The organism is Providencia rettgeri (genome assembly GCF_023205015.1).
In the GTDB taxonomy this organism is placed as follows: domain Bacteria; phylum Pseudomonadota; class Gammaproteobacteria; order Enterobacterales; family Enterobacteriaceae; genus Providencia; species Providencia rettgeri_E.
Genome location: NZ_CP096258.1, coordinates 3,405,173 through 3,430,093, shown reverse-complemented (window position 1 = coordinate 3,430,093; position 24,921 = coordinate 3,405,173). Strand labels below are relative to the sequence as shown.

The 24,921-nt window shown below is 38.0% G+C and carries 25 protein-coding genes; 8 read left to right on the top strand and 17 right to left on the bottom strand.

The features are described 5' to 3' along the window. Window positions 1-26: 26 nt before the first annotated feature. Window positions 27-1,370 (bottom strand): NCS2 family permease, encoded by a 1,344-nt coding sequence (locus M0M83_RS15585; RefSeq protein ID WP_213914294.1) that lies wholly within the window; start codon window positions 1,368-1,370, stop codon window positions 27-29. Between the two features lie 41 nt (window positions 1,371-1,411). Continuing rightward, window positions 1,412-3,187 (bottom strand): adenine deaminase, encoded by a 1,776-nt coding sequence (locus M0M83_RS15580; protein WP_213914293.1) that lies wholly within the window; start codon window positions 3,185-3,187, stop codon window positions 1,412-1,414. A 144-nt stretch (window positions 3,188-3,331) separates the two neighbouring features. Here M0M83_RS15580 and M0M83_RS15575 point away from each other — a divergent pair, with 144 nt between their 5' ends. Together M0M83_RS15575 and M0M83_RS15570 are read left to right on the top strand one after the other, a co-directional pair. Continuing rightward, the gene (locus M0M83_RS15575) at window positions 3,332-4,258 is read left to right on the top strand and encodes a LysR family transcriptional regulator (protein ID WP_125893983.1); all 927 of its coding nucleotides are present in this window, start codon (window positions 3,332-3,334) and stop codon (window positions 4,256-4,258) included. Between the two features lie 166 nt (window positions 4,259-4,424). After that, window positions 4,425-5,321, top strand: a complete 897-nt coding sequence (locus M0M83_RS15570) for a hypothetical protein (protein WP_125893985.1) — start codon at window positions 4,425-4,427, stop codon at window positions 5,319-5,321. 339 nt (window positions 5,322-5,660) lie between these two features. On the opposite strand, the gene efeB is transcribed toward M0M83_RS15570, so the two are convergent. The 6 genes from efeB to M0M83_RS15540 form a co-directional block, all read right to left on the bottom strand. Next, complete coding sequence (efeB, locus tag M0M83_RS15565) at window positions 5,661-6,938, bottom strand: iron uptake transporter deferrochelatase/peroxidase subunit (protein ID WP_248466894.1); 1,278 nt, start codon at window positions 6,936-6,938, stop codon at window positions 5,661-5,663. An 11-nt stretch (window positions 6,939-6,949) separates the two neighbouring features. Continuing rightward, the gene (locus M0M83_RS15560) at window positions 6,950-7,105 is read right to left on the bottom strand and encodes a hypothetical protein (protein ID WP_248466892.1); all 156 of its coding nucleotides are present in this window, start codon (window positions 7,103-7,105) and stop codon (window positions 6,950-6,952) included. A gap of 73 nt (window positions 7,106-7,178) precedes the next feature. Continuing rightward, window positions 7,179-7,853, bottom strand: a complete 675-nt coding sequence (locus M0M83_RS15555) for an EfeM/EfeO family lipoprotein (RefSeq protein WP_248466890.1) — start codon at window positions 7,851-7,853, stop codon at window positions 7,179-7,181. Beyond that, on the bottom strand, window positions 7,846-8,679 hold the full coding sequence (locus tag M0M83_RS15550; protein ID WP_213914290.1) for an FTR1 family iron permease: 834 nt from the start codon (window positions 8,677-8,679) through the stop codon (window positions 7,846-7,848). The genes M0M83_RS15555 and M0M83_RS15550 overlap by 8 nt, the downstream gene beginning before the upstream one ends. A gap of 11 nt (window positions 8,680-8,690) precedes the next feature. After that, window positions 8,691-9,026, bottom strand: coding sequence for a cupredoxin domain-containing protein (locus tag M0M83_RS15545; protein ID WP_125893992.1), 336 nt, complete (start codon window positions 9,024-9,026; stop codon window positions 8,691-8,693). A gap of 93 nt (window positions 9,027-9,119) precedes the next feature. After that, entirely contained in the window at window positions 9,120-9,677 is a 558-nt protein-coding gene (locus tag M0M83_RS15540; RefSeq protein ID WP_248466888.1) for an iron transporter, read from the bottom strand. Window positions 9,678-9,959: 282 nt separating this feature from the next. Between M0M83_RS15540 and M0M83_RS15535 the strand changes: the two genes are divergently transcribed. The 3 genes from M0M83_RS15535 to M0M83_RS15525 all read left to right on the top strand — a co-directional run bounded on the left by M0M83_RS15535 (window position 9,960) and on the right by M0M83_RS15525 (window position 13,271). Beyond that, entirely contained in the window at window positions 9,960-10,889 is a 930-nt protein-coding gene (locus M0M83_RS15535; RefSeq protein ID WP_125893994.1) for a haloacid dehalogenase-like hydrolase, read from the top strand. A gap of 192 nt (window positions 10,890-11,081) precedes the next feature. Continuing rightward, window positions 11,082-12,416, top strand: a complete 1,335-nt coding sequence (rimO, locus tag M0M83_RS15530; RefSeq protein WP_213914289.1) for a 30S ribosomal protein S12 methylthiotransferase RimO — start codon at window positions 11,082-11,084, stop codon at window positions 12,414-12,416. Window positions 12,417-12,629: 213 nt separating this feature from the next. Then, window positions 12,630-13,271, top strand: coding sequence for a helix-turn-helix domain-containing protein (locus tag M0M83_RS15525; protein ID WP_248466886.1), 642 nt, complete (start codon window positions 12,630-12,632; stop codon window positions 13,269-13,271). A 606-nt stretch (window positions 13,272-13,877) separates the two neighbouring features. On the opposite strand, the gene M0M83_RS15520 is transcribed toward M0M83_RS15525, so the two are convergent. Both M0M83_RS15520 and M0M83_RS15515 read right to left on the bottom strand, forming a co-directional pair. Then, entirely contained in the window at window positions 13,878-14,051 is a 174-nt protein-coding gene (locus tag M0M83_RS15520) for a LuxR C-terminal-related transcriptional regulator (protein WP_248466884.1), read from the bottom strand. A gap of 51 nt (window positions 14,052-14,102) precedes the next feature. Beyond that, window positions 14,103-14,507 carry a hypothetical protein gene (locus tag M0M83_RS15515; RefSeq protein ID WP_248466883.1) on the bottom strand — a complete coding sequence of 135 codons (405 nt, stop codon included), beginning with the start codon at window positions 14,505-14,507 and terminating at the stop codon, window positions 14,103-14,105. 471 nt (window positions 14,508-14,978) lie between these two features. On the opposite strand from M0M83_RS15515, the gene M0M83_RS15510 reads away from it, so the two are divergent. From M0M83_RS15510 to purT, 3 genes are all read left to right on the top strand, one after another. Next, window positions 14,979-15,974 carry a LacI family DNA-binding transcriptional regulator gene (locus M0M83_RS15510; protein WP_248466882.1) on the top strand — a complete coding sequence of 332 codons (996 nt, stop codon included), beginning with the start codon at window positions 14,979-14,981 and terminating at the stop codon, window positions 15,972-15,974. Between the two features lie 151 nt (window positions 15,975-16,125). Then, the gene (gene rarD, locus M0M83_RS15505; protein WP_125894004.1) at window positions 16,126-17,052 is read left to right on the top strand and encodes an EamA family transporter RarD; all 927 of its coding nucleotides are present in this window, start codon (window positions 16,126-16,128) and stop codon (window positions 17,050-17,052) included. A 123-nt stretch (window positions 17,053-17,175) separates the two neighbouring features. Continuing rightward, a complete protein-coding gene (gene purT, locus M0M83_RS15500) occupies window positions 17,176-18,354 on the top strand; it encodes a formate-dependent phosphoribosylglycinamide formyltransferase (protein WP_213914287.1) in 1,179 nt (392 codons plus the stop codon). 189 nt (window positions 18,355-18,543) lie between these two features. On the opposite strand, the gene M0M83_RS15495 is transcribed toward purT, so the two are convergent. From M0M83_RS15495 to M0M83_RS15465, 7 genes are all read right to left on the bottom strand, one after another. Continuing rightward, the gene (locus M0M83_RS15495; RefSeq protein WP_248466881.1) at window positions 18,544-21,102 is read right to left on the bottom strand and encodes a fimbria/pilus outer membrane usher protein; all 2,559 of its coding nucleotides are present in this window, start codon (window positions 21,100-21,102) and stop codon (window positions 18,544-18,546) included. A 58-nt stretch (window positions 21,103-21,160) separates the two neighbouring features. Continuing rightward, window positions 21,161-21,517 (bottom strand): fimbrial biogenesis chaperone, encoded by a 357-nt coding sequence (locus tag M0M83_RS15490; RefSeq protein ID WP_248466880.1) that lies wholly within the window; start codon window positions 21,515-21,517, stop codon window positions 21,161-21,163. Beyond that, window positions 21,489-21,911, bottom strand: coding sequence for a fimbrial biogenesis chaperone (locus M0M83_RS15485; RefSeq protein ID WP_248466879.1), 423 nt, complete (start codon window positions 21,909-21,911; stop codon window positions 21,489-21,491). The genes M0M83_RS15490 and M0M83_RS15485 overlap by 29 nt, the downstream gene beginning before the upstream one ends. Beyond that, window positions 21,908-22,624: a fimbrial biogenesis chaperone gene (locus M0M83_RS15480; protein ID WP_248466878.1), complete on the bottom strand. Its 717-nt coding sequence runs from the start codon at window positions 22,622-22,624 to the stop codon at window positions 21,908-21,910. The genes M0M83_RS15485 and M0M83_RS15480 overlap by 4 nt, the downstream gene beginning before the upstream one ends. 19 nt (window positions 22,625-22,643) lie before the next feature. Then, window positions 22,644-23,189, bottom strand: a complete 546-nt coding sequence (locus M0M83_RS15475) for a fimbrial protein (RefSeq protein WP_213913854.1) — start codon at window positions 23,187-23,189, stop codon at window positions 22,644-22,646. A 318-nt stretch (window positions 23,190-23,507) separates the two neighbouring features. After that, the gene (locus M0M83_RS15470) at window positions 23,508-24,182 is read right to left on the bottom strand and encodes a fimbrial biogenesis chaperone (protein WP_125891624.1); all 675 of its coding nucleotides are present in this window, start codon (window positions 24,180-24,182) and stop codon (window positions 23,508-23,510) included. A gap of 97 nt (window positions 24,183-24,279) precedes the next feature. Further along, entirely contained in the window at window positions 24,280-24,831 is a 552-nt protein-coding gene (locus tag M0M83_RS15465; RefSeq protein WP_185746885.1) for a fimbrial protein, read from the bottom strand. Window positions 24,832-24,921: the final 90 nt, after the last annotated feature.

Genomic DNA, 24,921 nt, shown 5'->3' with positions numbered 1-24,921 from the left:
AATCGGCTTTTCTGGCACTCGTGGTATTAGTGTTTTACTAATGTTGAGAAATAATAAACAAGAGGTACTGCAAGGATCCACAAGCTAATTGGAATTTCTCTCCACTTGCCAGCAACGGCTTTAATTAAGATATAGAATAGCAACCCACCGGCGATACCCGTACCAAAACTATTAGCGATTAATGTAATCATCACCATCATTAATACTGGTAAGCCATCAGTAAAATTGCCTAAGTCCACTTTTCGTAAGCCACTAAACATATTTAGTCCAATTAAAATGAGCGCTGGAGCTGTGGCTTGGGCTGGGATCATTAATGCGATAGGCGTAAATAACAGCATTAATAAAAACATAAAGGCAGCAGCAAGGGCAGTCATACCTGTTTTACCCCCAGCTTCTGCGGCAGCGGAGGACTCAATGAGTGCAGTTGCCGCAGGAATACCTACCCACGGGCCTAATGCAGCAGCAATAGAATCAACGATAAAAGGGCGGTTAATATTTGGCATATTACCTTCTTTATCTAATAAACCGGCTTCTCCGCCAACGGCTAATGTTGTTCCCATCGTTGAAAAAAATTCAGCGGCAAAAAAGACAAATAAGAAAGGGAGAAACGCGATATTTAGTGCGCCAATTAAATCAACATGGCCTAAGACAGGGGCAACAGAATGTGGAATACCAATAAAACTTTCAGGTAATTTTGTGACGCCAAATGGAATACCCAAAAGGGTGGCAAATAAAATTGCCCATAAAATTCCGCCTGGTATTTTGCGAGCTTGTAGAGCAATGGCAATGAAAAAGCCTGCGAGTGCGACTAACGCTCCAGGAGAAAGGAAATCACCAAGCATTAATGCATTTGTTTTTGGGTTAGCGAGGACTAATCCTGCATTTCGAAAGCCTAAAACGGCAACGAAAAGACCAATTGATGCAGTTAATCCGAGTTTAATTGATTGAGGGACAGAGCGTGTAACGACTTCACGCAAGCCAAATTTAGTTAATAGAAAAAATAAGATCCCTGACCAACAAGCAATGCCTAGCCCTATTTGCCAGTCAATGCCTTCACTACCCGCGAGAGTAATTCCGACAAGAACAGAGCCTCCGATACCGGGGCCAACAATAAAGGGTAAGTTTGCGTAGAATGCCATTAATAAACTGGCAATAACGAAGACAATAATCGTTCCAGTGGTTGCTGCGCCTTTATCCATCCCTCCAGCGGCAAGTAAACCGGGGATCACCACAAGAAGGTAAGCCGCGGCTAAAAAACCAGTAATTCCGGCTAAACACTCTGTTTTCACTGAACTTCCACGCTCACGTAAAGCAAAGCATCTTTCCAGCCAACTCCCTGATGTTGGCTTATCTATTGAATTGTCAGCCATTAATTGGCTCTCCTATTATTATTTTTGATATTTATAGTTTTCTAAGCGTGCTTAACAGTATGGATGATTGCGTTAACGATTTGACGCGTTGTTCCATCAGTTAATCCTAAATCAGTTAAATGCGGTCCCGCATTGCATGCAAGACAAGTTCCTTCAATGGCTTTAAAGACTCGATATGGCGGCTCCCAATCTGCGATTTGACTACTTAATTCACGTAATTGACGAAATTGAGCGGCTAGTTCAGTTGCGGGTAAATCAGATAACATACCGGCAATTGGCATAGCGACATGAGCTAAAACCTTGCCATTTTGTACTAACGCCATACCTCCACCACTTTCGATTAATAAATTAGCGGCAGTGGCCATATCATCAGGATCACGACCAAGCACAACGAGGTTATGTGAATCGTGCGAATAGCTAGTTGCAATGGCTCCGCGTAATTCCCCCCAACCCTCAAGTAAGGCTATTTGAGGTAAAGCATCGTGGCGGCCGTGACGGTGCTGAACTCGAATAAGACTGAAATTATTCGGCAGTTGTACCACGCTATTTTTGATTTGTACGTCAATTTCTCCCCACTGGGTAAAGCGTGCTCCACGAATGTGACGTAAACGCGCGCTACCATTATTGATTTCATCAATTTTTAATGTGCAATCATTTGGGGTTATTGGCGAAAGTCGCATGGTATCGCGTGGTGGTAAAATATTATCAGGGATACTTAACGTATTAATAAGTTGGTTGTTTTCTGCAATTTTTTGTCCTGATACATACACAGCTTGTGCTCTTAATATTTCCAATGAATCGAAAATGACTAAATTTGCTTTTCTCCCCGCTGCAATCAGGCCAAGGTCATGGCGTTGTAGGCGTATTGCCGCATTGAATGTGGCAAAGCGCAGTACGTCAGTTGCCGGCATTCCATGCTCGATTAAAAGGTTTAGCAACGCAATAATTCCTCCTTTTTCAATCAACATGTCGGGCGGCACATCATCTGTGCATACCGTAATTTGTGATGATAAATGAGGTAAAGATTTTAATGCGGCAACAATATCGGGAAGGAGATAAGGATGTGAGCCTCGAATTTCTAACGTAAGACCTGCACGCAGCTTTTCAAGGGCATCTTCAGCCGAAGTTAATTCATGATCAGAGGTGACGCCAGCCGCCAGATAAGCTTGGAGATCAGCCCCTTTTAAACCTCTTGCATGGCCTTCTATAAGTTTGCCTGATGTAATTCCTGCATTTAAAATTTCTTCCATTCTATCACTGCCATGGAGCACACCAAACATATCCATAACTTCAGCCACACCGCGGACTTCCGGCCAACTCAGCATGGTTGACATTTCATTCCCAGCAAAATCCGCACCAGACATTTCTAAGCCAGGTGTTGATGGCACTGATGAAGGGGCTGCAACCATAACATCTAGCGGCAAATTTCGGCTAGAATCAATAGCATAACGTACACCTTCTAAACCTAATACATTGGCAAGTTCATGGGGGTCCCAAAAAACAGCTGTTGTTCCTTGAGCTAGAACTATTTCTGCATAACGAGCAGGGGGTAAGTGTGAGCTCTCTAAATGGACGTGAGTGTCTATTAAGCCGGGTGAAATGAAATAGCCAGATAAATCATGGGTTTCATTTGCATCAGTACGAGTTCCTGTAGGATGAACGCTAGCAATTAGGTTGTCGGTTATCCCGATATCTGCAAGGCGAACTTCACCTGTGACCATATCGACAATATTGGCATTAGCAAGTAAAAGGTCAAAAGGTTTTTCACCTTTAGCGGATTGAATGACATGACGCCTATTTTGTTTTGTTATGCACATAAAGTTACCATTGCTACAGTTTATGACTGTTACTTTATGAGTAACGCAAACGTTTGCCAAGATGATAAAATTTATCATGCGATAAGAAATGGTTATAATGAACAGATATATTGGCTAACCCAATAAAAATAAAAGTACATTATTATGATAGAACCTTGGCAGAGACTGCCAGCACTCACGCTCAAACAACTGCAGTATTTTGTAACATTAGCAAAACTGCGTCATTTTACCGAGACAGCAAATCGTCTAGCGGTGAGCCAACCTGCTTTGAGTAGTGCTTTGCGGCAAATAGAAACGGTTATTGGAGGAAAGTTAATTAATCGCACCGCTTCATCCGTAACATTAACGGAGCTAGGCGCTGCAATTTTGCCATATGCGCAGCAAATTCTGAGTGTTTCTCACCGTGCATTTAGTGAAATTCAGAAAATCATCGTAGAGGGAGGGGATGGTACATTACGTATTGGGTTAGTTCCTTCCGTAAGTTCTTTGCTATTTCCAGCAGTACCTGAATTATTAACTCAATATTTTCCGAGGCTTAATATTGAATTTTATGACCAAACGAATGACGCTTTGGTGGAAAAGCTTATCAATCATGAAATTGATTTTGGCATTGGTGTGTTAGATAGCTCAGTGCCTCAAAATTTAAATATCTTTCCATTGCAGGATGACCCTTTTGTTGCCGTTATTCATCATGATGACCCTGTATCTGTTAATGCGTTTCACTTACCGTGGAAATTGCTAAATAATCGTGATATTGCCGTATTTTCGAAAGGAAATATTCAACGTTTAGTTGCTGCTACGGTGGAAAGTCACCGACTAAAATTAAATATTCGTTATCAAGTAGATTATATTGAAACCTTATATGGCTTAGTTCGTTCGAAATTAGCGATTGCTATTTTACCTCAGCTTTATACTGTACATTTACGTGACCCTGAATTGAAAGTTTTGCAATTACAACAACCTGAGTTAACGCGCACAGTCGCTTTAATTCGCAATAGCCAGCAAACGACACCATTAATGAATGAGGTTTTTCAGGTATTGCTAAAAGTATTGCGTGAAAATAACGTATGAGATATATCCACTAGGTTTGGTTATTATCGCATTTATCGTAAAGTTATTTTATTCGAATAACTGAATAATGGTCTCTAATACCGACAATAATATGTTAAAGAGCATCATGGATAGCTCTGGTGTTTTTAGTTAATAAATTAATTTTAAAAAGTTTTGGAATAACACTATGAATACTATACTAAAATATAGCTGTTTTGTCTTTGCAGTTATGTTGCTTTCTGCTTGTGATGATATGGATCTTTTAAGTGGTAAAGGCAAGTTTTATTATAGTAATCCAAGTGAAAACACTATTACGTTTACGCTAGATGGTAAAGATTATGACGTTTTACCCGATGATAAAGGGGTAGTTTTACTTTCTAGTGGGTTACACCAGTTAAAAAGTGATGAAGGTCATGTGACAGATTTTTTTGTTTTTGAAAATAACTCTGGCGGTATTATTAACCCAAATAATTTTGTTTATTACACATTGTCTGAAGTTTATGCCATTGATGGCAAAGAAGATAGGTTTAAACCTGCGAGTTACCCCATTACGATTAATGGACATGAGCTTGAGCTACCGGTTCACAGCTCTAATGCAACGCTTATTGATGGAAATATATTTAGGTGTAGCTATCCGATTGGCGAAAACTTTCCTGATTCAATTACACTTTATGATGATAAGTTAGATGGAAATATTAAATCCAAGTGTTTTGATAAACATGAATTAATTGTCTATTTAGATAATGAATACGGACAAAATTTATTGCCGGATCCTGCTAATCATGAAGCTACAGATTCTATCAATGTGGTATTTATGTACGGAATCCCAACAGTTACTTTTGATAATGAGGATGTACAGGTAAAGGCCGAAAAATTAATTCAGTTAGTTACACAGTTAAAAAATACCGATGATGTGAATATTCATAAAGAATTAAACCAAGAATTCCACCATGCTATCACAGAATTAGTTCAGGAGCAGGCTCGAAGCGCTGCATCAAATTCTGTTGCAGAAAATAGAAAGTATAATCATTTTATTCAAGAAATTAATGTAGTAAGAGAAAATGGTATTTGGTTAAGAGAGTAATGGCATAGATGTATTTGCTTATTTGCATTGAATTGGAAAATTATTCTTAATTAATCGTTTTCCCGAAATCAATATAAGAATATGACTACTAAGTATACAGAAAGTAGTGGTGTTAAAACTTTAAATGCTACCGGATACGATAAGGCTTATCGTGCTGTAAATAAAGTGGTGGAAGCTAAACAAATAGTTGCGCCAATACCAGAGGACTAGAAGTAGGAAGTTGAAGCGAATGTGAAGGAACGTAAAAAATAATACTGTGTTTAATTAAAAAGAAGTGATATCGCTTCGAATAAAGCCCTTACGGCAAATGCAATAAGAGCTTCCATTTTATAAATATAATTAGCTAGTTTGTTTTAAGGCTGTAAACATTTTTTCAGCAAGTGTGTCTTGTGCCGATTGGACTCCAGGTAATACAAAATAGTACCCTCCACCAAAAGGCTTAATATAACGTTCAAGTGGCTCACCATTGAGCCGTTTTTGAGTGTCAATAAAGCCTGTCTTTAAATTTTGTTGAAAAGAGACAAAAACTAAGCCCATATCGAGAGTTCCTGTTTCGGTTAACCCCAGTGAATAGCTATAACTTCTTCGCCTTAGTTTTGCGGTATAACGTTCAGGGTTACGAGGCTCTGCACGGCGCATATGGGAATCAAATAAAATACGGTCACCATGAGGATCTTTTTCAAACTCAGGATCATCATGCTCATTTTTCATGCCGATGGGTGCTCCTGAGTCTTTATGTCGGCCAAAATCATTTTCTTGATCTTCTAATGGTGTTCTATCCCAAAACTCTAAATTAAAGCGAATAAGGCGTACTGCTTGGTATGTCCCTCCGTCGCACCAAGATGGTTCTTGGCTACCTTTTGTTATCCATATTAATTCGTTCATTAACGAATTGTCATCGGCAGGCGCATTTCCTGTCCCATCCTTAAAACCAAAAAGGTTGATAGGAGTTGAGTGGTTATCAATGTCTCGTGCGGGTAAGAAACCGTCGATTTTCCAGAGGGGAAAGCTGTAAGGAGAAATATGCCGTAGAATATCACGTAATGCATAAATAACGCTTTCTTGGCTATTCGCACATATTTGCAAAAGGAGATCACCACCACACCATTTTTGTTCTAGTCGATCGTTAGGGAAACTGGTCATTTCACTAAGATGTTTAGGCTTAATTTTATTTAAGCCGAACCGGTTATCAAAAAGAGAATTTCCTAAAGCAACGGTGATGGTCAGTGAGTCGGGTTGTTGTTGTTGTGTTCCAAGAATACCTGACTCTGCGGGAGGCATTTTATCATTATTGATTAAAGACTCTTTTTGGGGTTGGGTTAAATAAGCAATACGTTGAGTTAGTAAAGTAAACACAGTCTGTAATTCTTCCACGGAATTCGCCGTGATATTAAATGCGACAAAGGTGGCATTTTTGGGTTCAGGCGTTAAAACACCAGCTTGATGCAGCCCAATATAATTAATTGTTTTGTCATAGGAGAGTTGGCAATTGGCGATTTTCCCTTGCGCTTTTAATGTTGGGGCTGCCAAAACGGCACTACTAACTGCGAGCATTTTTAGGGCATTACGCCGAGACATTCCGTTGGTTTGCAATATACTTCTTAGTTTAGCTTGCATAAATATATGCCTTAATATTTATAGTAAACATCGACATCGAGCTCAGCACGTAATTTCGCTAAGGTTTCAGCTTGCTGAGTGAGTAATGAATAAAGCGCCATTTTGTCTTTTAATTGTAATTGGCTATAAGGTTGATATGTGGTATCTGAAGCTTGATATGGCTGCATTATTTGGTTAATCAGTTGGTCATTTTTCTGTATCTTTTGAAGTGTCTCTGGCGTGATAAAAGGCTTAAGAATCTCAATGATTTTTTGTGATTCCTTTTAAATTAGCGGCAATATCAGTTAAATCAGACAAACTGTAGATATTTTCTTTACCACCCAATTTCGTTTCTAAGATCATTTCAATAAAATCAGCTGAGGCTTGTAAGAGCTTTGGTATTTCAATGGTTTCGGTTGCTACTCGTTTATATAAATCACGCCCTTTGAGTAATAGCTCTTGGTTTGCGACTAAAGCAAGTTTTGCATTTTTTTGCTTAAATAATTGGTACTCAACAAGATGAAACCCTGTAAATCGGTAATCGGTTTCTTTATCGAGAAAATAATCGGCTCTTGGATTAATTGTCCTATCTGTATTACCAAATAAAATAATGATAGGGCGCACGGTTTCATAGTGCTGGTGAGCTTGAATATACGCAGTTTGAGCTTGTTGTAGCTTTCCTTGCTGTAAACTCTGTTGCAATAATTCCAACTGTGTGACCATTTTTGCCAGCTCAGTATTAGCAAAGATTAGATAGGTTTGGATTGCATGTTGATATTTTTCTGGAGTAGGTATATCCCCTTTAGCAATAATGATGTTATCCCCTGTTTGCACAGGGGATCTCAGTGCTTTACTTTGAACCAAAGTAGGCAGCGAAACACTGAATATTAAGCTAAAAGATATCCATTTGATATTCCGTCTCAGTGAGCTAGACATTTTGTTTGCTCCGAGCAAACAATGGGATCACAATAGCCCAATAAAGGACAAAGGTAATGACGCTGAGCCAAATAGGTTGTGAACGATAAGCAAAGAAGGAAGAGATAAAATTGCCAGCGATACCAGAATCATCAAGAAATACAGTTGTATCCCAAGCGGGGTAAATTAAAAAATCAGGGATAGTAAAATCATATTCGATTAGTAAGTTTGCACTTTCTTCTACACCTTTAAGTAACAGAGATAATGCGAGGAATAATAGAATAACCCCTGTAACTTTAAAGAAGATAGACCACGAAACTAAGCGATTTGTTAATAAGAAGATATAAAGTGTAAGGCCTGCAATTGCAATCCCACCACCTACCTCGATAAAGAAAGCCGACGCATTAGATGTAGTGAGTGACATAATAAAGCTAGATAAAAAGACGACGATCTCACTCCCTTCACGGGCGATGGCAATGGCTATAATCAATGCGGCTCCCCACCAGTTATGATGAGCAGCATTACGGCTAATTCCTGATTCAATTTCTGATTTCATTGAGCTGCCATGTTTGTTCATCCAATACACCATTTGGACAATCAGAACGCAGGCGAGTAATTCCATAAAAATCATGAACAGTGATTGCCCCGTATCATCAAGGACATTGAATACGCCATAAATCAGAAGTGCGAGTAAGATGGAGGTAATAACCCCGATAGCGACGCCAGCCCAAAGGTATTTCATACCATTTTGTGCGTCAGGGTGGCGTTTAATCCACGCATAAATAATGCCAATGACAAGTAGCGCCTCAAAGCTTTCACGCCAAACAACAAATAGAACTTGTCCCATATTAAATCCTTTTATTTCGCAATGATCTCGCCTTTGGGGTGAGAAAGGTGAAAGTCATCAAAAAAAGAATAGGTACCGGGTTTTAGGGGGGCGATAACAACAACTGAACTTGCTCCAGGTGCTAAAACTTTTTCTTTTCTTAACTGAATGCTTTCAAATTCTGCGGGCTCAGTGCCTGTATTGGTAATTTTGATTCGGATAATCGTTTTTGCGGGGACTTCCAGAACACGTGGGATGAGATCACCATTTTTCATTTCTAATTCGACAGTGTATTTTTCGGCCGCTAATGAAGATAGGGGAATTATTGTACAAACGATAACCAGTAAAAAACTCAGTAATGTTTTCATTTTGGCTTGGTTTATCCTTTAATAAGTACAAACAAAAAAGGGCTTACGCAAGAAAATGTCCTTGGTTAAGCCCTTAGCTAATTTCGATTAAAATTAGTAACTACCTTTACGGCCAACACCTGCGTAGTCAAAGTCCCAAGAGACTTCGAAAGGTTGGAACCAAGGTACCACACCCGTTTCTTTGTCAATATGGCGTCCAAAGGCGACATCTTTATTGTGTGATGGTGGATAAATTTTATAGGTGACACGGTATTTACCATTGCCATCTAATTTTATGTTCTCCCCATAATGAGGACCATCACTGGCTACCATAGGCATAAATGTGCCCGTTTGAGTTTGTGGTTTGTCACCGAGTTTGGTCACCGAATATTCAATGGTTAGGTAAGGGATCCAATCACCTTCTGCGAAGCCATTTGGGTTATCTTCAACCGCGTGGATATCTGCTTCTAAGTGGACATCTGCTTTATCAGCCGCTAAGTGAGACATCGCATGATGGCCTTCTTCGGTATCCATTGTAATGGGTTGTAGATAAACACCTTGGATTTCCATTCCGTTTTTGATCACAGGGTGACCGAGAGGGTACTCTTGAGCTAATGCAGAGATTGAAAACAACGCGAGACCTGAAACAGCAGCTTTGTAGGCGAGTTTCATTATTTTCGTCCTTACCATAAGTGATATAGAGCTGTAATGATAATCATTACTATTACTAAAAAACAAGTGGTAATTTACGATAAGTAAATGACTCGCCGCTAAAAAGGGTTGTTTTTATATAAAAATCTAAGCGTTATAAAAAGTTATTATTCTTTAAAAAATAACTTGGTAATAATGTGTTCTATTAGGCAGTTTATTATTGTCTACATGATATATTTTGAAGGTGTGAATTTTATTGCGAAAGAACACATCATTCATTTTGTTGAAAATAAAGGTATAGCCATGCAACGACGTTATCTTGATTGCTCTGCTTCAGAAATTGCAAAACTCAATAAAAAGAACCTATTAGAATCAATTAAAGCAAGTGAAGGGCGAATTTTGGTTTCTGAAACCATAGGTACAATTCAACCCGTATTAATGACAGTGACGAATGCTGAATTAGCCGCAAGCCAAGGTGCCGATATCCTGTTGCTGAATGTTTTTGATGTTAATCAACCGATTATGCAAGGTCTGCCCGAAGGGGTTGAACCTGAGGAAATCATTCGCACACTTAAGCGTTTAACGGGACGAGCAATCGGTGTTAATTTAGAGCCTGTACCTGAGGGCTTTAATAATCCGACACAAGATGCGCAGTGGAAAATGTCAGAAGGGCGATTAGCAACAGTAAAAAATGCCCTGAAATTAAAAGAAATGGGCGCAGATATCATTGTTTTAACGGGAAACCCTGGAAATGGCGTCACTAATCAGGAAATTAACCAGAGTCTTAAAGAGCTTAAAGCTGTTGTGGGTGAAGATATTGTGCTTATCACAGGAAAAATGCACGCTGCGGGGGTTTTGAATGCCTCGGCTGAGCAACTCATCACAGAAGATGATATTCGTACTTTTATTAACAGTGGTGCAGATATCATTTTGCTCCCAGCACCGGGAACGGTCCCTGGGATCTCGTTAGAATTTGTGCAAAAAATGGTGGGTTATTGTCACTCTCAAGGTGTGATGACAATGACGGCGATTGGCACTTCTCAAGAAGGTGCAGATCTGCAAACTATTCGGCAAATTGCATTAATGTGCAAAATGGCTGGGACAGATTTACACCACATTGGTGATTCAGGATATAACGGAATTGCATTACCTGAGAATATTTTAAACTATAGTATTGTGATCCGAGGCGTTCGGCACACGTATTCACGTATTGCTCGTTCAGTGAATCGTTGATTGATATTTTTTAGGTGATTTTTACAAGAGTGCTTTGTAGAAATCGCCTATATCAGCAAGATTTCCATTTCCTATTTGAGCCCTAAATACAGATTATTTTTGATAAAAATTTATACAATTCCCGCTATTCTTCAGGTAAAATTTCGCCCATTTTTTAAAACAATATTTATAACACAATAAAAGAAGTGAGCTATGTCGCAAAATACTAATCCGGTACCAAAAATTGGTTTCGTCTCTCTTGGCTGCCCAAAAAACCTAGTTGATTCAGAACGTATTTTAACTGAATTACGCACAGATGGTTATCAAGTGGTTCCAAGCTATGATAATGCTGATTTAGTCATTGTGAATACCTGTGGATTTATCGATAGTGCAGTGCAGGAATCGTTAGAAGCGATAGGGGAAGCACTGAATGAAAACGGTAAAGTGATTGTGACAGGATGCCTTGGTGCGAAAGAGAACCAAATTCGTGAAGTGCATCCAAAAGTATTGGAGATCACCGGCCCACATAGCTATGAGCAGGTACTTAACCATGTGCACCACTATGTTCCAAAGCCAGAACATGACCCTTTCTTGAGTTTAGTCCCAGAACAAGGGGTAAAACTGACACCGAAACATTATGCTTATTTAAAAATTTCGGAAGGGTGTAATCATCGTTGTACTTTTTGCATTATTCCTTCTATGCGAGGGGACTTAGATAGCCGCCCAATCGGTGATGTGTTAAATGAAGCTAAGCGTTTGGTCGCTTCAGGCGTAAAAGAGCTACTGGTTATTTCGCAAGATACTTCTGCATATGGTGTTGATGTTAAAAATAAAACAGGTTTTTGGGATGGGCAACCTGTAAAAACCAGCATGGTGGGGTTATGTGAACAACTTGCTTCAATGGGGGTATGGGTGCGTTTACATTATGTTTATCCTTACCCACATGTTGATGATGTCATTCCATTGATGGCAGAAGGCAAAGTTTTACCTTATTTAGATATTCCGTTACAGCATGCAAGTCCCAAAATTTTAAAATTAATGAAACGCCCTGGTGCTGTTGAAAGAACACTTGAGCGCATTAAACGTTGGCGTGAAATTTGCCCTGAACTCACTTTGCGTTCAACCTTTATTGTGGGGTTTCCTGGTGAGACAGAAGAAGATTTTCAAATGCTATTAGATTTCTTGTCAGAAGCTAAGTTAGATCGAGTGGGCTGCTTTAAGTATAGTCCTGTCGAAGGTGCGAAAGCGAATGAGTTAGCTGATCAAGTCCCTGAAGAGATTAAAGAAGAACGTTATCATCGTTTTATGCAATTACAACAGCAAATTTCTACACAGCGATTACAAGATAAAATTGGTAAAGAAATTTTGGTTATTATTGATGAGGTTGATGATGAAGGTGCGATTGGCCGTAGTATGGCTGATGCACCAGAAATTGATGGTATGGTTTATCTTAATGGTGAATTTGGAGTTAGCGCAGGAGACATAGTGAAAGTATTCGTTGAGCATGCAGATGAATATGATCTGTGGGGGAGTATCGTTACTTCGTAATTTGATGAAAGCGTTCTAAAAGTCTATGTGGCTAACTTAGGTAAATTAAGTTAGCCATTTTGTTTTTTAGCACATTGATATACTGCTTTTAATTATAAAATTGATGTGGATCAATGGTTTTAAATCTATCAATTAATAACTTGATCTAGAATATAAAAATTAAATGGTAAGTTGACATAATCAGATAACTCTTATCGAAGAATAAGGATAACTATGTCAACCCATTTAACATTTCCAACTACAACACCTGTAATAAAAAGTAATTATAATTCATATGATTACGGAAATATCGTGAAGCTTGCTTATACAACCATTGAGGATGGATTGGCCTCATTACATGATAACAATATTTGTAGTTCCCTAATTAGTACTGATGGAAAAACGCTTTGGCTTAGTAATGAGTTTAGCGGTAATTTTGAAATAGCAAACTTGTTATCAGAGAATTTAACTTGTGGAGCACAAGTTAGGTTATACGCAGCTCCAATTGAGCTACATGGAATTTTTTATTATTTAGCGCCAGTGTATTCACACACAGGTGAGACGGTATTAGTTGTCGCTATATCTTCAACTCAGAATTGTTGCAATGTTTTGTTTGCGCTTACGCAATCTTTAGCAAGAGAAGTGAGTGAAAAATTGAAATTTCACTATTATGAACAAGGGAATTTTAAGGTCGATAAGCAAGAGCAACGATTCGCTAACTTGGATATTCACTCAGTTGAGAAAGCGTTGATTATTGAAGTTGCGCAAGCTTGTAAAGGTAAAATTCAGCAAATGCATAAAGTCCTCAATATGGGACGGACAACGTTATGGCGCAAATTAAAGCAATACGAAATTAATATTAAAGACTACAAATAGCTTCTCTCATGTGTTTTGAAAAATAAAAAAATAGCGCTTTCGCATATTTTTGTGGGCAACAATAAAGCAAAAATAGCGAAGCGCGCAAGACATACCAACATTTTGAAAAATAGCCAATAGATAAATAAAGCATAACCTACCTGCTAATATCGTTACTTGATGTATCGAGAAAAGAAAATGAAAACGATGCTCATTATGCAGAGATTTGGTAAAGCAGTATGTTGTTTTTAGCTTTTTTTTTTAGATTTATGATGGGTGAATAGGAGCGAGAAAGGTTATTGTCTTACTAAAAAATGGTGTGATAGAAAACATTTTATCTTAAATCGTATTTCAATAACCCAAAAAAATATTATTTTATCTTGTAAGTATTAGCAGTTATTATTCCTATTCGAATTATCAAGTTACTTGATTTTTTATCAATAATAGAGTGAAGCTGTTGTTTATCAGATATGAAGATAAAATTTTATTTCAGAACTGACAGAACTTTAATCTATACTTATCTAAAATATAGTATATTTCGTATCCCTCATATAATTAACTTCTGATGGTTTAGAATAAAACCATCAGAAATAATAACGCTATAAAAAAGTAAACATATCATATGAATTAAAAATATTTAGGATAAGTGTTGATGTATTCGTATTCTTGAATAAGTTGTGGTAGCGATTTAATACCTAATTTTGTATAAATGTTGGAGCGATGAACCTCTACAGTTCGTGGTGATAAAGACAGCTTTTCAGCTGTTTCTTTACTTGTATTGCCCTCTAAGATCATATCCATAATTTCTCTTTCCCTAACTGAAAGACGGTTAAACTTATCAGAGAGATGAGTTTATTTCTTATGCTTTTCATGCAAGCTTAAAAACAATTCCGTTGCACTATTTATGGAGTTTAAAATTTCAACCTCCTTGAAAGGAAAGGGAAAAAAGTCAAAACTTCCAGCTTTGAAACTCTCTCGACACAAACTGACTGAAGGCTCTTCGGCAAGCACAATGAAGGGAACAATACCAAATGAATTCTTTATATTGGTTAATCGCCTAATACGATTTTCATCATTGTTTAAGAATAATAAAATGCATTCTTTTACATTATCTTCATTAGGGTAAGTATAATTACTCACAAACACTTCTTCATTATTATAAAATCTAAAGGTAAAGCCAAAAGATTCCATCATTAATTTCAGTTTATTCTTAAAGACATTATCACTTTCTACAATTACATGAATGGTGTTATTCATCACCATACTCCTGTTAAACTGATTTGATATTCATATCAATCTGATAAAATACGTAGATAAATAAAGTGAAATTTAAATTTCACAATAATATTTTCTACTGATCGTTGTTTTTTTTATAATGTATTACCGACATTAATTTATATTAAAAACATCATCTAGTTAAATTTAATATAAAAATAGAAACAATAGTTAAAGTTTGTGTCATTGAGTAATATTCGATTAATGATGTGTAACATTTTAGGTGAATTTACTTATTAAATGTGTTTTTTAGCATAATGTGATAGACAGAAATACTGTTAAAGCTAATCAATAGTATCTTAAAACATTAGTCATAAAAAGTCTTAGATGTGCACTTTATGCTATTTTCTTAGGTGGTTGTACTTAACTTGTGAATTGACGAAGATTAAGTACTTTTTATATCTAACATGTTAGAATTTATTTTCACCCAGTTTTGATGAGTGGATATACTTAATGGCTTCTTTAAAAGACGTAGCGCGACTTGCAAATGTTTCATTAATGACAGTATCACGGTCAATTAATAACCCTGAGTTATTAAGACCTGAAACCTTGAAACAGGTCCAACAAGCTATTGAGTCACTCAATTATATTCCTGATTTTTCTGCACGAAAGATTAGAGGAAAAAGTTCTCGGGTTTCAACAGTTGGCGTTTTGGCCCTGGATACAGCAACAACCCCATTTTCTGTGGAAATCATTCTATCCATAGAGCAAACCGCGAGGCAATTTGGCTGGAGTAGCTTTGTTGTTAATATTACATCCAGTGAAGACAGTGAAAGAGCTGTCCGACAACTATTATCTCAGCGACCAGATGGTATTATTTATACAACAATGGGGCTTCGAGAAGTGACTATTCCTGAAGCATTACATAATAATCGTTTGGTGTTAGCTAATTGCATAGATAAAAAAGGGCAATTTCCAGCTTATGTGCCAGATGATTTTAATGGTCAATTTAATGCAGTAAATCGTTTAATAGAGAAAGGGTATCGGAATCCTCTCTGTCTTTATATTCCACAAGAGACTCTAGCTGGAAAAATGCGCCGTGAAGCCGTGGAGTCTGCATGGACAAAGGCTAATTTGCCGCTATCATCGCTTCAGCAATACCATTTAGAGTTAGGTGATGAACACTATTTAGATGTGATAGCTTTAATTAATAGTCATTTTGATAATAAAAAACCAGATTTTGATGTCATTATTTGTGGAAATGATCGTATTGCTTTTTTAGCTTATCAAGTACTGCTTAGTCATGGTTTGCGTATCCCTAAAGATATTGCAGTACTTGGCTATGATAATATGATAGGTGTTGGAGAACTGTTTTATCCACCATTAAGTACAGTTGTGTTGCCGCACTATCAGTTAGGCCAACAAGCCGCTTTGCATATCATAGAGGAACGGCAGCAAAATTGTGTTGAATATGTTGCTTGCGATTTATTAGAACGTGATTCTTTTTAATTTTGTTGAGAAAATTAAACCTAATAAACTGCTATTCAATTGATTTTTTGAGTTACCAATAAATCGTTGTTTCTAAGAAGTTTTATTTTCTGCATTTTGGCGTATGATACGAAGCTAATATTATTTAATCAGATCGTATTGTGGATAAATTATGTTGCTTCGTTCGGGAGTAGCTCTTGCTATTTTTTCCTATATCTTATGGGGAATAACACCATTATTTTATCGTTTACTTCCCGGTGCTGAACCTTTAGAGCTGCTTGCACAACGTCTTATCTGGTCTGTACCGATACTTTTTTTTGTTCGCTTAATTATTAAAAACAAATCTTTGTGGCGTCAGGTATGGTCTGATAAACGGTCGATAATCCTCTGTTTATTTAGTTCGTCGGTGATGGCGATATCTTGGACAACATTTACCTACGCATTAACTCATGGGCAGGTGTTAGCCGCTAGCCTTGGGTATTTTATTAATCCATTATTTTCTATTTTACTGGGGGTTTTGTTTCTTCGCGAACGGCTTGTTCTCGCAGAAAAAATGGCTGTTATTTTTATTTGTGCGGGGGTTGGTTACCAAATTTGGCAGTATGGCGAGTTACCTATTTTAGCGTTAGTTATGGGGAGTGCATTTGCGATATATGGGTTAATTCGTAAATTTATTCGATTTGATGTGATTACGTCTTTATTTCTAGAGGCACTTTGGCTACTTCCTATCGCAATAGCGATCACGTGGTGGTTAGTATCTAATGGTTTAAGTGAAGTAGCACAAGGCGATTGGCAAATCAAAATTCTTTATATGTTGGCCGCTCCTGTTACGATAATTCCGTTGCTCTTTTTTACAGCTGCAATTAAAAGAACATCATTAACGGTGATCGGATTGGCACAATATATAGAACCAACAATTCAATTTTTATTAGCCGTATTTTTATTTAATGAGCTATTTGATTGGGTTAAAGGCATCAGTTTTTCACTTATCTGGATTGGTTTAATGTTTTGTGTGTTCGCTATTTTACGCAAACAATATATTAAATTTTCACATAAAGAACCCTTTATTACAGGGCGTGATAAAACACCACTAGATTAATTTATTGATATTATTATCAAGTACTTATGAGTTTGTTGTTTTGTGGTCTTTTATCCTTGATAGTAAAAGCAAACGATTGCGTATATAATTGGCATTAACTTTTTGTCGGTAGGGGCATCAATTATGAATCAATTAGGTACTGCACTGTGTAAATCAGCAACAAAAGTGATGTTGTTAGGTGCTGGGGAGTTAGGCAAGGAAGTGGCGATTGAGTGTCAACGGTTGGGCATCGAAGTTATTGCCGTTGATCGCTATGATAATGCACCTGCAATGCATATTGCGCACCGTAGTTATACGATAAACATGCTTGATGGCGAAGCGCTGAAGCAAGTCATTTCAATTGAAAAACCCGATATTATTGTACCTGAAATTGAAGCGATTGAGACACAGGTATTAATGGAACTTGAACAGCAAGGGCAAAAAGTGGTCCCGTCTGCGAAAGCCATTGTTCTGACTATGGATAGAGAGGGGATCCGCCGATTAGCCGCAGAAGAGCTGAAGCTACCAACATCAGAATACCAATTTGTGGATAGTAAACCTGATTTTGTCACCGCGGCAACGAAAATTGGTTTTCCTTGTATTGTTAAGCCCGTGATGAGTTCATCAGGTAAGGGGCAAAGTGTGATCCGTTCTCAAGATGAATTAGATCAGGCTTGGGATTACTCACAACAAGGTGGGCGAGCAGGGCAGGGACGTGTTATTGTTGAAAAAATGGTCAATTTTGACTTTGAAATCACATTGTTAACGGTCAATGCGGTAGATGGTATTCACTTTTGTGCACCAGTGGGGCATCGACAAGAAAAAGGGGATTATCGTGAGTCTTGGCAGCCACAGTACATGAGTGAGGTTGCATTGAAAAAAGCGCAGGACGTTGCTGAGAAAATTGTTACCTCTTTGGGGGGATATGGAATATTTGGTGTTGAATTATTCGTGTGTGGTGACGATATCATTTTTAATGAAGTTTCACCTCGCCCACATGATACGGGGATGGTGACTCTTATTTCACAGAGTTTATCTGAATTTGCCTTACATGTTCGTGCATTTCTTGGTTTCCCAATAGGTATAATTCGCCAATATGGGCCGAGCGCTTCAGTTGTTATTTTACCCAATTTACATAGTCAAAATGTCGTTTTTTCCAATATAGGTACAGCATTAGGGTCAGATACTCAATTACGGTTATTTGGTAAACCGGAAATAGCAGGAACTCGCCGACTAGGTGTTGCTTTGGCGATTGCTGATTCTATTGAAAGTGCATTAGATATGGCTAAAAAAACCGCTAATACAGTGTGCGTTTCTGGTTGATTTTGATAAGGTTTTGCTCATTCACTTTAATTGAGTGAGCGCTTGTCTATTAAGATAATAACGATGATTTACTCTACTTAAAATGCCCCATCAATACTGTCGTAATAGCTGCTTGCTTCGATTATTTTAAAGTGACCACTTAACATGTTTTCATTTATTAAACGGGACCAAATCATCCCGTAATGCTTATTATTGGCACTGTGTATTTAATGTTCTCACTGGAGAGTCCGCAGTGACGGCTATTTTTTCTAATGCCGAATAATTCACTGTACATTGGCCTGCTTTGCCTCCCCATTGAATGCGAATACGCCCTGAATCCGGTAATCCACTCATGTATAGCTGCCCATTTGAGCCGACAATACCGGTGTTGATATCGCTATCGTCACTGTCTTCTGTAATTAATGTGGCTATTGCGCCAAACGGAGGCATTTTCCCAGTGTTCGATAAGTTAATCATTGCTTGATAACCCACTTTGGTCCTGAAGTGACGTTTAATCACCGCACCTTCTGTTGGGTACACCATCATGGACGTATCTTTAAATGTCGTATCATCCGGTAATGTATTAACGTTAACCGCGATTTGGTTAGCCGTGTTGCTGGCTAACTGAGGGATCACGGCATTACCAAAGCGGTCAAATTGTGCGCCCATGGTTAATGCGGCACCTTTTGCGCCATCCGCGGTAATGATAGCAATGGTGTCCCCAACGTTCGGGGCTAATGTCACGCCATCAGAATGCGCAACTAACCCGCCACTGAGTGTTCCATTCATAGCGCGATTCGTATCGGAGTAGCTGTAACCCGCAGATAACGTGGCGTTATTACCGGAATACGTCCCGTTAACACTGCCTCCGTAGTTGCTGTTTCGGCTGTCATAGTTTTGATACAAGCCGTAGCTGAAGCGGTTACTCATCGCACTGCCAGTTAAACCTGCTTGGTGGCGTGTATCACCGTGGTTATCTACGCTTATTCCGTAACGGGCACTCATGGTTTGCGCCATTTCACTGTTGGTTAACAGGCTCAACGGTACCGACACATCGAACGACACCACCCGGTTTTCTGGCCAGCTGTTGTTGTAGCTTTTCACGCGGTCAACCATGTAGGCCAAGCTATAAGAAACACCTCGGAAGTTGTTGTTATAGGACAATCCAACGGAGGTATTAGAGCTCTGCCCTCCCCAATAGGTATTTTTCGAGGCTCTCAGTGATAAGGAGCCATACGAATCAAAGGATTGGCTGATGGATGTCTGGAAACTGTAACGTTGACGTGAGCCCGTCCAAGGCGCCAAGCCATCTTTCAACTCATAACCCGCGTTGTTGTAATCCGAGAAAGAATAGAAGTTCTCGGTGGTATAACGCAGCGCCGTCAAGTCAAAGGAGGTTCCCGTAGAGAGCAAGCTTTTCGAATAACGAATACGGTAAGACTGCCCTTTTAGGTTTTTCCCTGAGAATTTGGCATCGGAATGCGTAATGTCCGTGGACAGCGCCCCAAGCACGCCCAGAGACAAGCCAATACCGCCCACCACTGAGTTATAGCCGTTAGAGACCAGTAACCCACCATAGGTGGTGATATTATGAGGTAGACCAACACTAAATGAACCGAGTGCAAAGGTTTTACGCTCAGAGTCCACCGTTATTCCGCCATTGTAGCGTCCTGCAGAAACCTCGTAGTTGTACGAACCTTGGCGCTCCATCATAGGCAGTGAAGAGTAGGCTTGGGTGAAGACAGTTTGTTTGCCATCTTCTTCTTCCACGGTCACTTCCATGTCCCCCGCCAACCCGCTGGCTGGGATATCACGAATAATAAAACGGCCTGGTGCGACGAAGGTTTGGTAAACCACGCTACCGTTTTGGCGCACGGTGACGGTGGCATTGGTGTTAGCAAAACCTTCAACCACAGGAGCAAACCCTTGCATGCTGCTAGGGTCGAGTTGTGGGTTAGATTTCAGCGTTGCCCCTTTCATGGGAATGGAGTCAAAGATATTGCCCCCTGTTGAAATCTCACCAGCGCGAAAGGTAGATTTAATTGCGTTAATGGTGCGATAAACATACGTGTTGGTGAAGTTGGAATCACTGTTGCTTGAGTCCCCACTGCTTTTACTGTAGTTGTACAGGTAGCTGGTTCTCAGGCGCCATGCCCCCACGTTGATCCCTGCATTTAAGTTAGCAAATAGGGAATCATTGGTACTGGATTTTTGGTTATGTTGAGCTAACTGACGGTTATTACTGTAGTTAAAGACATAGTCCATGACTAACGCAGTCACACCGTCATCACGTAATTCAGGGGGAATATAGCCTGCGAAATTAGGCACCATGGCAATTTGTGGTACGGATAAATTCACGGTTAATGTTTGAGCATCAAACGTGATAGTCGCATCGGCAATATAGTCCGACAGTTTTGCAATCTTAACCTCTTCGCCAAGATCTCTTAATTTAGGTAATGCAGAGGTATTCACCCCCAGTTTTTTCAGCTCACCCACGGTAAATACAGGGATAATTTGACCATCGGGCTGTTTATCAAAGGCAATATTGAATTCCCCGGAAGGGATCAAATTGACATTCACCATGACATCGTATTTACCCGGCGTTAGAGTATTGCTATTGGCAAAGTCATTTAAATCGAGCTGAGAAACATCAATCCCGCTCCCATGCATTAATAAGCCTGGGTCAAAATATGATTCGGCAGGCGAGAAAGAGGGCGCCATTGCATAGCAGCAAAGAAAAACCTCTAATGCAATTATGTTTAATTTCATCCCTTTCACTGCATCACCTTTTGTTATTTATTGTTGCCGAATGTTATATTTTTCAAGTTCACTCAATAGATTCGTTACGTAATTCCAGTAAATACTCATCGGTAAAACGCCATTCGATTTTTCCTAGATTTGAACTTTTTAAGGTAATTTCCTGAGTAGAAAAAGGCACTAGAGTTATTTCTCTTTCTCCATTTTTAATCATATTACCAGCGACTTTTAAATAATCGAATGTTAAATAAAATGGTGTGGGATTCTCTATTGTTAAAGTATTTCCTTTGCGAGAAAGTTTAACTTCTTTTGCTAATTGACTTGTTTTTAACTCTTCAATTTCTTTAGGTCGGTACAATAGTTTAAAGTAGAAATTAGGGACAATATTCAAATTAATGCTATTTTCTTTTTTGTTTTTTTTCTTCACTCGGGATTGCTCTTATACCAATCCAAAATAAACTTTCCCGATCGTTAGGGAGAGTTACGCCATTGACTTGATTACTAATTCGACGAATATTCCAAGAGTTTTGTGTATTTGCGTCCATTTTTTTTAGTGGAGGCAAAATAATAAATGGTACTCGTTCATTTGTGTTATCAATTTTAGGAAGCAAAGTTTCTTCATCGACATTGGAAATCCAAGCCTCCATTAAGTAACTATCCGCATTTCCATTAGTCATATCGATATTGATACCACCAGAATCACTTTCGTTATAAACATAACGTTTTAATACGAAATCAAATCCAGCCTGACCATTTGCCACTGCAACAAGTGGAAAAATAAAAATAAAAAACCAGAGGGCGCGAAGACTATTTTTTATCATTTTTGTGTACCTTTTAATGCAATTGGTTCAACTTTAGTTTCTCCGCCATAGTCATTAATAATATCCCATTCTATTTGAGAAACTTTATTATTTGCAGGCAATTCAATGGAAGAAAATGGTGCGACCATTGGTGCTCTGTCACTTTCGTAAGACACTTTATCCATTTTTATGTTAACTAAAGTGAAATAATAAGGAGATGGATTTTTGATAATAATTTTATTTCCTGATTGAGTCGCTGTTAATTTATTAATGTAGTCATTAACGTGCCCTTCAATTCCATTCGGACGGTAAAACATTTTTATCACTATTTTGGTTGATAAATTAAATCGTGTATTTACCTTATCATTGTCATCATTATTTTTTTGTTTAGACTCAGGAATGAAATTGGTCATTACATAAAACAAGGACTCTTGATCATTAGGGAGAGAAGCTAATGATTTAGGAATGATTTTTAGTGCAGTATTTGAGTTTTCTTTAAGTTTTACAATCGGCGGTATAATCGTAAAATTTTCGCTCGGTGTATTTTCACTTTCTAACGTTGAGAAAATTAAACTTTGTAATAAGTATTTTTTTCCACCGCTATTGTATGCTGTGATGCTTTGGCTTTTATCATCTTGAGTAAATATGACTCGAGAATGGTCGAGTGATACCGCTGAAAATGCACTTTGAGATACAAAAAATGTCGCTAAAATGGCTTGAATTATTTTTTTCATGTCATGTCCGCATAAATTATTAATCGGCGTAATAACCAATAGTTAAGGTTGCAGAAAAATCACCTTCATCTGGCTCACAATCTGTTTTGGCACAACGCAATTTAGCATTGACCACTTTTGTTTCACTACTGGTTTTTATGTTATCCCAAATAATTGATGATGCATCTGGCTTGGCTAATGGCGTTTGATTAACACTAATAACACGAGTTCCATCTAATAATTGTACGCCAATCACCCCATTAGGGTCATCATTAAAGAAATTATTACTGCCTGTTAAGGTATTTCCAGATGCTAAATACACGACGGCTGTTGTTTGATCCGTGCTGGTACAGTTTCTTAAGCCAATAGGAAAGTTTTTTGAAACTGTATCATTTTTAATTTCATTGACTGTCGTCACTCCTGATGAATTACCCAATATAATTTCATTAGGAACGTCAATTTCACAAGTTTTAGCTAAAAATAAAACAGAAAATTCGTAGTGTACGCTATAGTCATCTGACGCCATTGCAGGGTAATACATGAACACCATCAGAGTAGTCAGTAATAACTGTTTTATTTTTTTCATGTCTATCAATCCTGATAATATCCCAAATGTCTGGTTTAACATTATTGTTACGTTTCACTAGACTAACTCTATAACTAATATTTTGCTTATTGAAGGAAAGGTAGAAGTTTCCTTAATTACTCACTATCTGTTAATTTTGGTTGTTTTTATCTCAGGATTCAAGTGAAAAACCCGTTTTAGTTGTATCTTCTGTTTCGAAAAAATATCACAATTAAATTGTATAGATACCACTGATTTTAACTTGATTTTGAATAATATGTATCTGCTGAGTGTCATCACTAAGTTGAACAATATCGCTTGACCAGCACAAATATACTTTTACTCTACGATCCCATGATACTCATTATATCCACCCAAGTCGTTGATGACGGCCCACTTTACTGACCCGGTTTTGCTCTGGCTTGTGATGGTCATTTCAGAGAAAGGGGAAATGACATTATTTTGTTTATTCAGTTTGATTGACTTTTTATTAACGGTTAGCCCTGCCAGGTTAACATAGTAAGGTGAGTTATTGATTAACTTAACTCCATTAGCGGCTTGGGTTACTTTTATATTTTTAAATGCATCTTCTTGGGGCATAGACAAATTAGCAGGACGATAAAAAATTTTAATCACACTTTCTAATCCCACCTTTACACCATCAGCTTTACTGGATTCAGGAACATTTCTAGAGTGAAAGTAATACATACTTTCTCGGTCTTTTGGGAATTTTTGCGAAATTGCTTTTATTTTAATGACATTGCGTTGTTTAGGTTCTAATTTAAAAATAGAAGGGGTAATAACAAAAAAACCTTCGGATGGTGTTTTGCTATCTAACTGTTGTGTAATAAAACTGGCCACTAAATACGCTTTATTATCTTCATTGCGAGCAGTAATAGAGGCGGAATTAGTTGCTTCTTCAATTACAATACGGGTTTGACTTAAACCGACACCCGCTTGAGCAAAAAATGAAAATGTTAATAAGATAAAAAGTAGAGATTTTAATTTTTTCATTTTTTTTCTCTTATATTTAAATTTAAATTGCGGGTAGCAAACTAGTACTACCCGATTTATCCTCTAAACTTATTGTAGACTATAATTAACTAATTTATTAGTCGTAAGCTACGCTAAAAGTAACAGGTACGTTTAAGTTTTGAGCGACTGCATCAGCAGCAGTAGCATGAAGACTTGCAACGATTGGTACGATATAATCATTTGTACCTGTGATTTTTATATCTGTAATTTCAGTTGCTGCATTAGGCGTCATTGCTGTTTTCGCTTTACCAGCTGCTAGTTTAACACCGATTTGTGATGCTTGAGCATCAGCAAACATGTCTGAATGGCCTGTTAATGTTTCACCAGTCGCTAAGATAGATACGCTTGTTGCATTTGTAGTTGCATTGTCACCGTTATCAGCGTCATATACTTTAGTGCAGTTATTTAAAACTAAGTTAAAATTCGATTCAGATAATGCTTTGGTAGTATCAAGATTGCTGTTTGAGTGTGTTCCTAAACTAATTAAACTTTTAGACGCACTAATGTCACAAGTTGCAGCAACTAAACGGGCATTAAAGTTAACAGTTGCATCTTGTGCTGCAAAAGCTTGAGAAGAAAGAGTCGCAACAGTTAATGCACCAATTAAAGCAAGTTTATTAAATTTCATAATCATTATTCCTAAGTATGTGATAAAACTGAATGTAGTTTTTAAATTAATAGATGTTTAAAATTTTATATTTAAGATTGACTTTTAGTT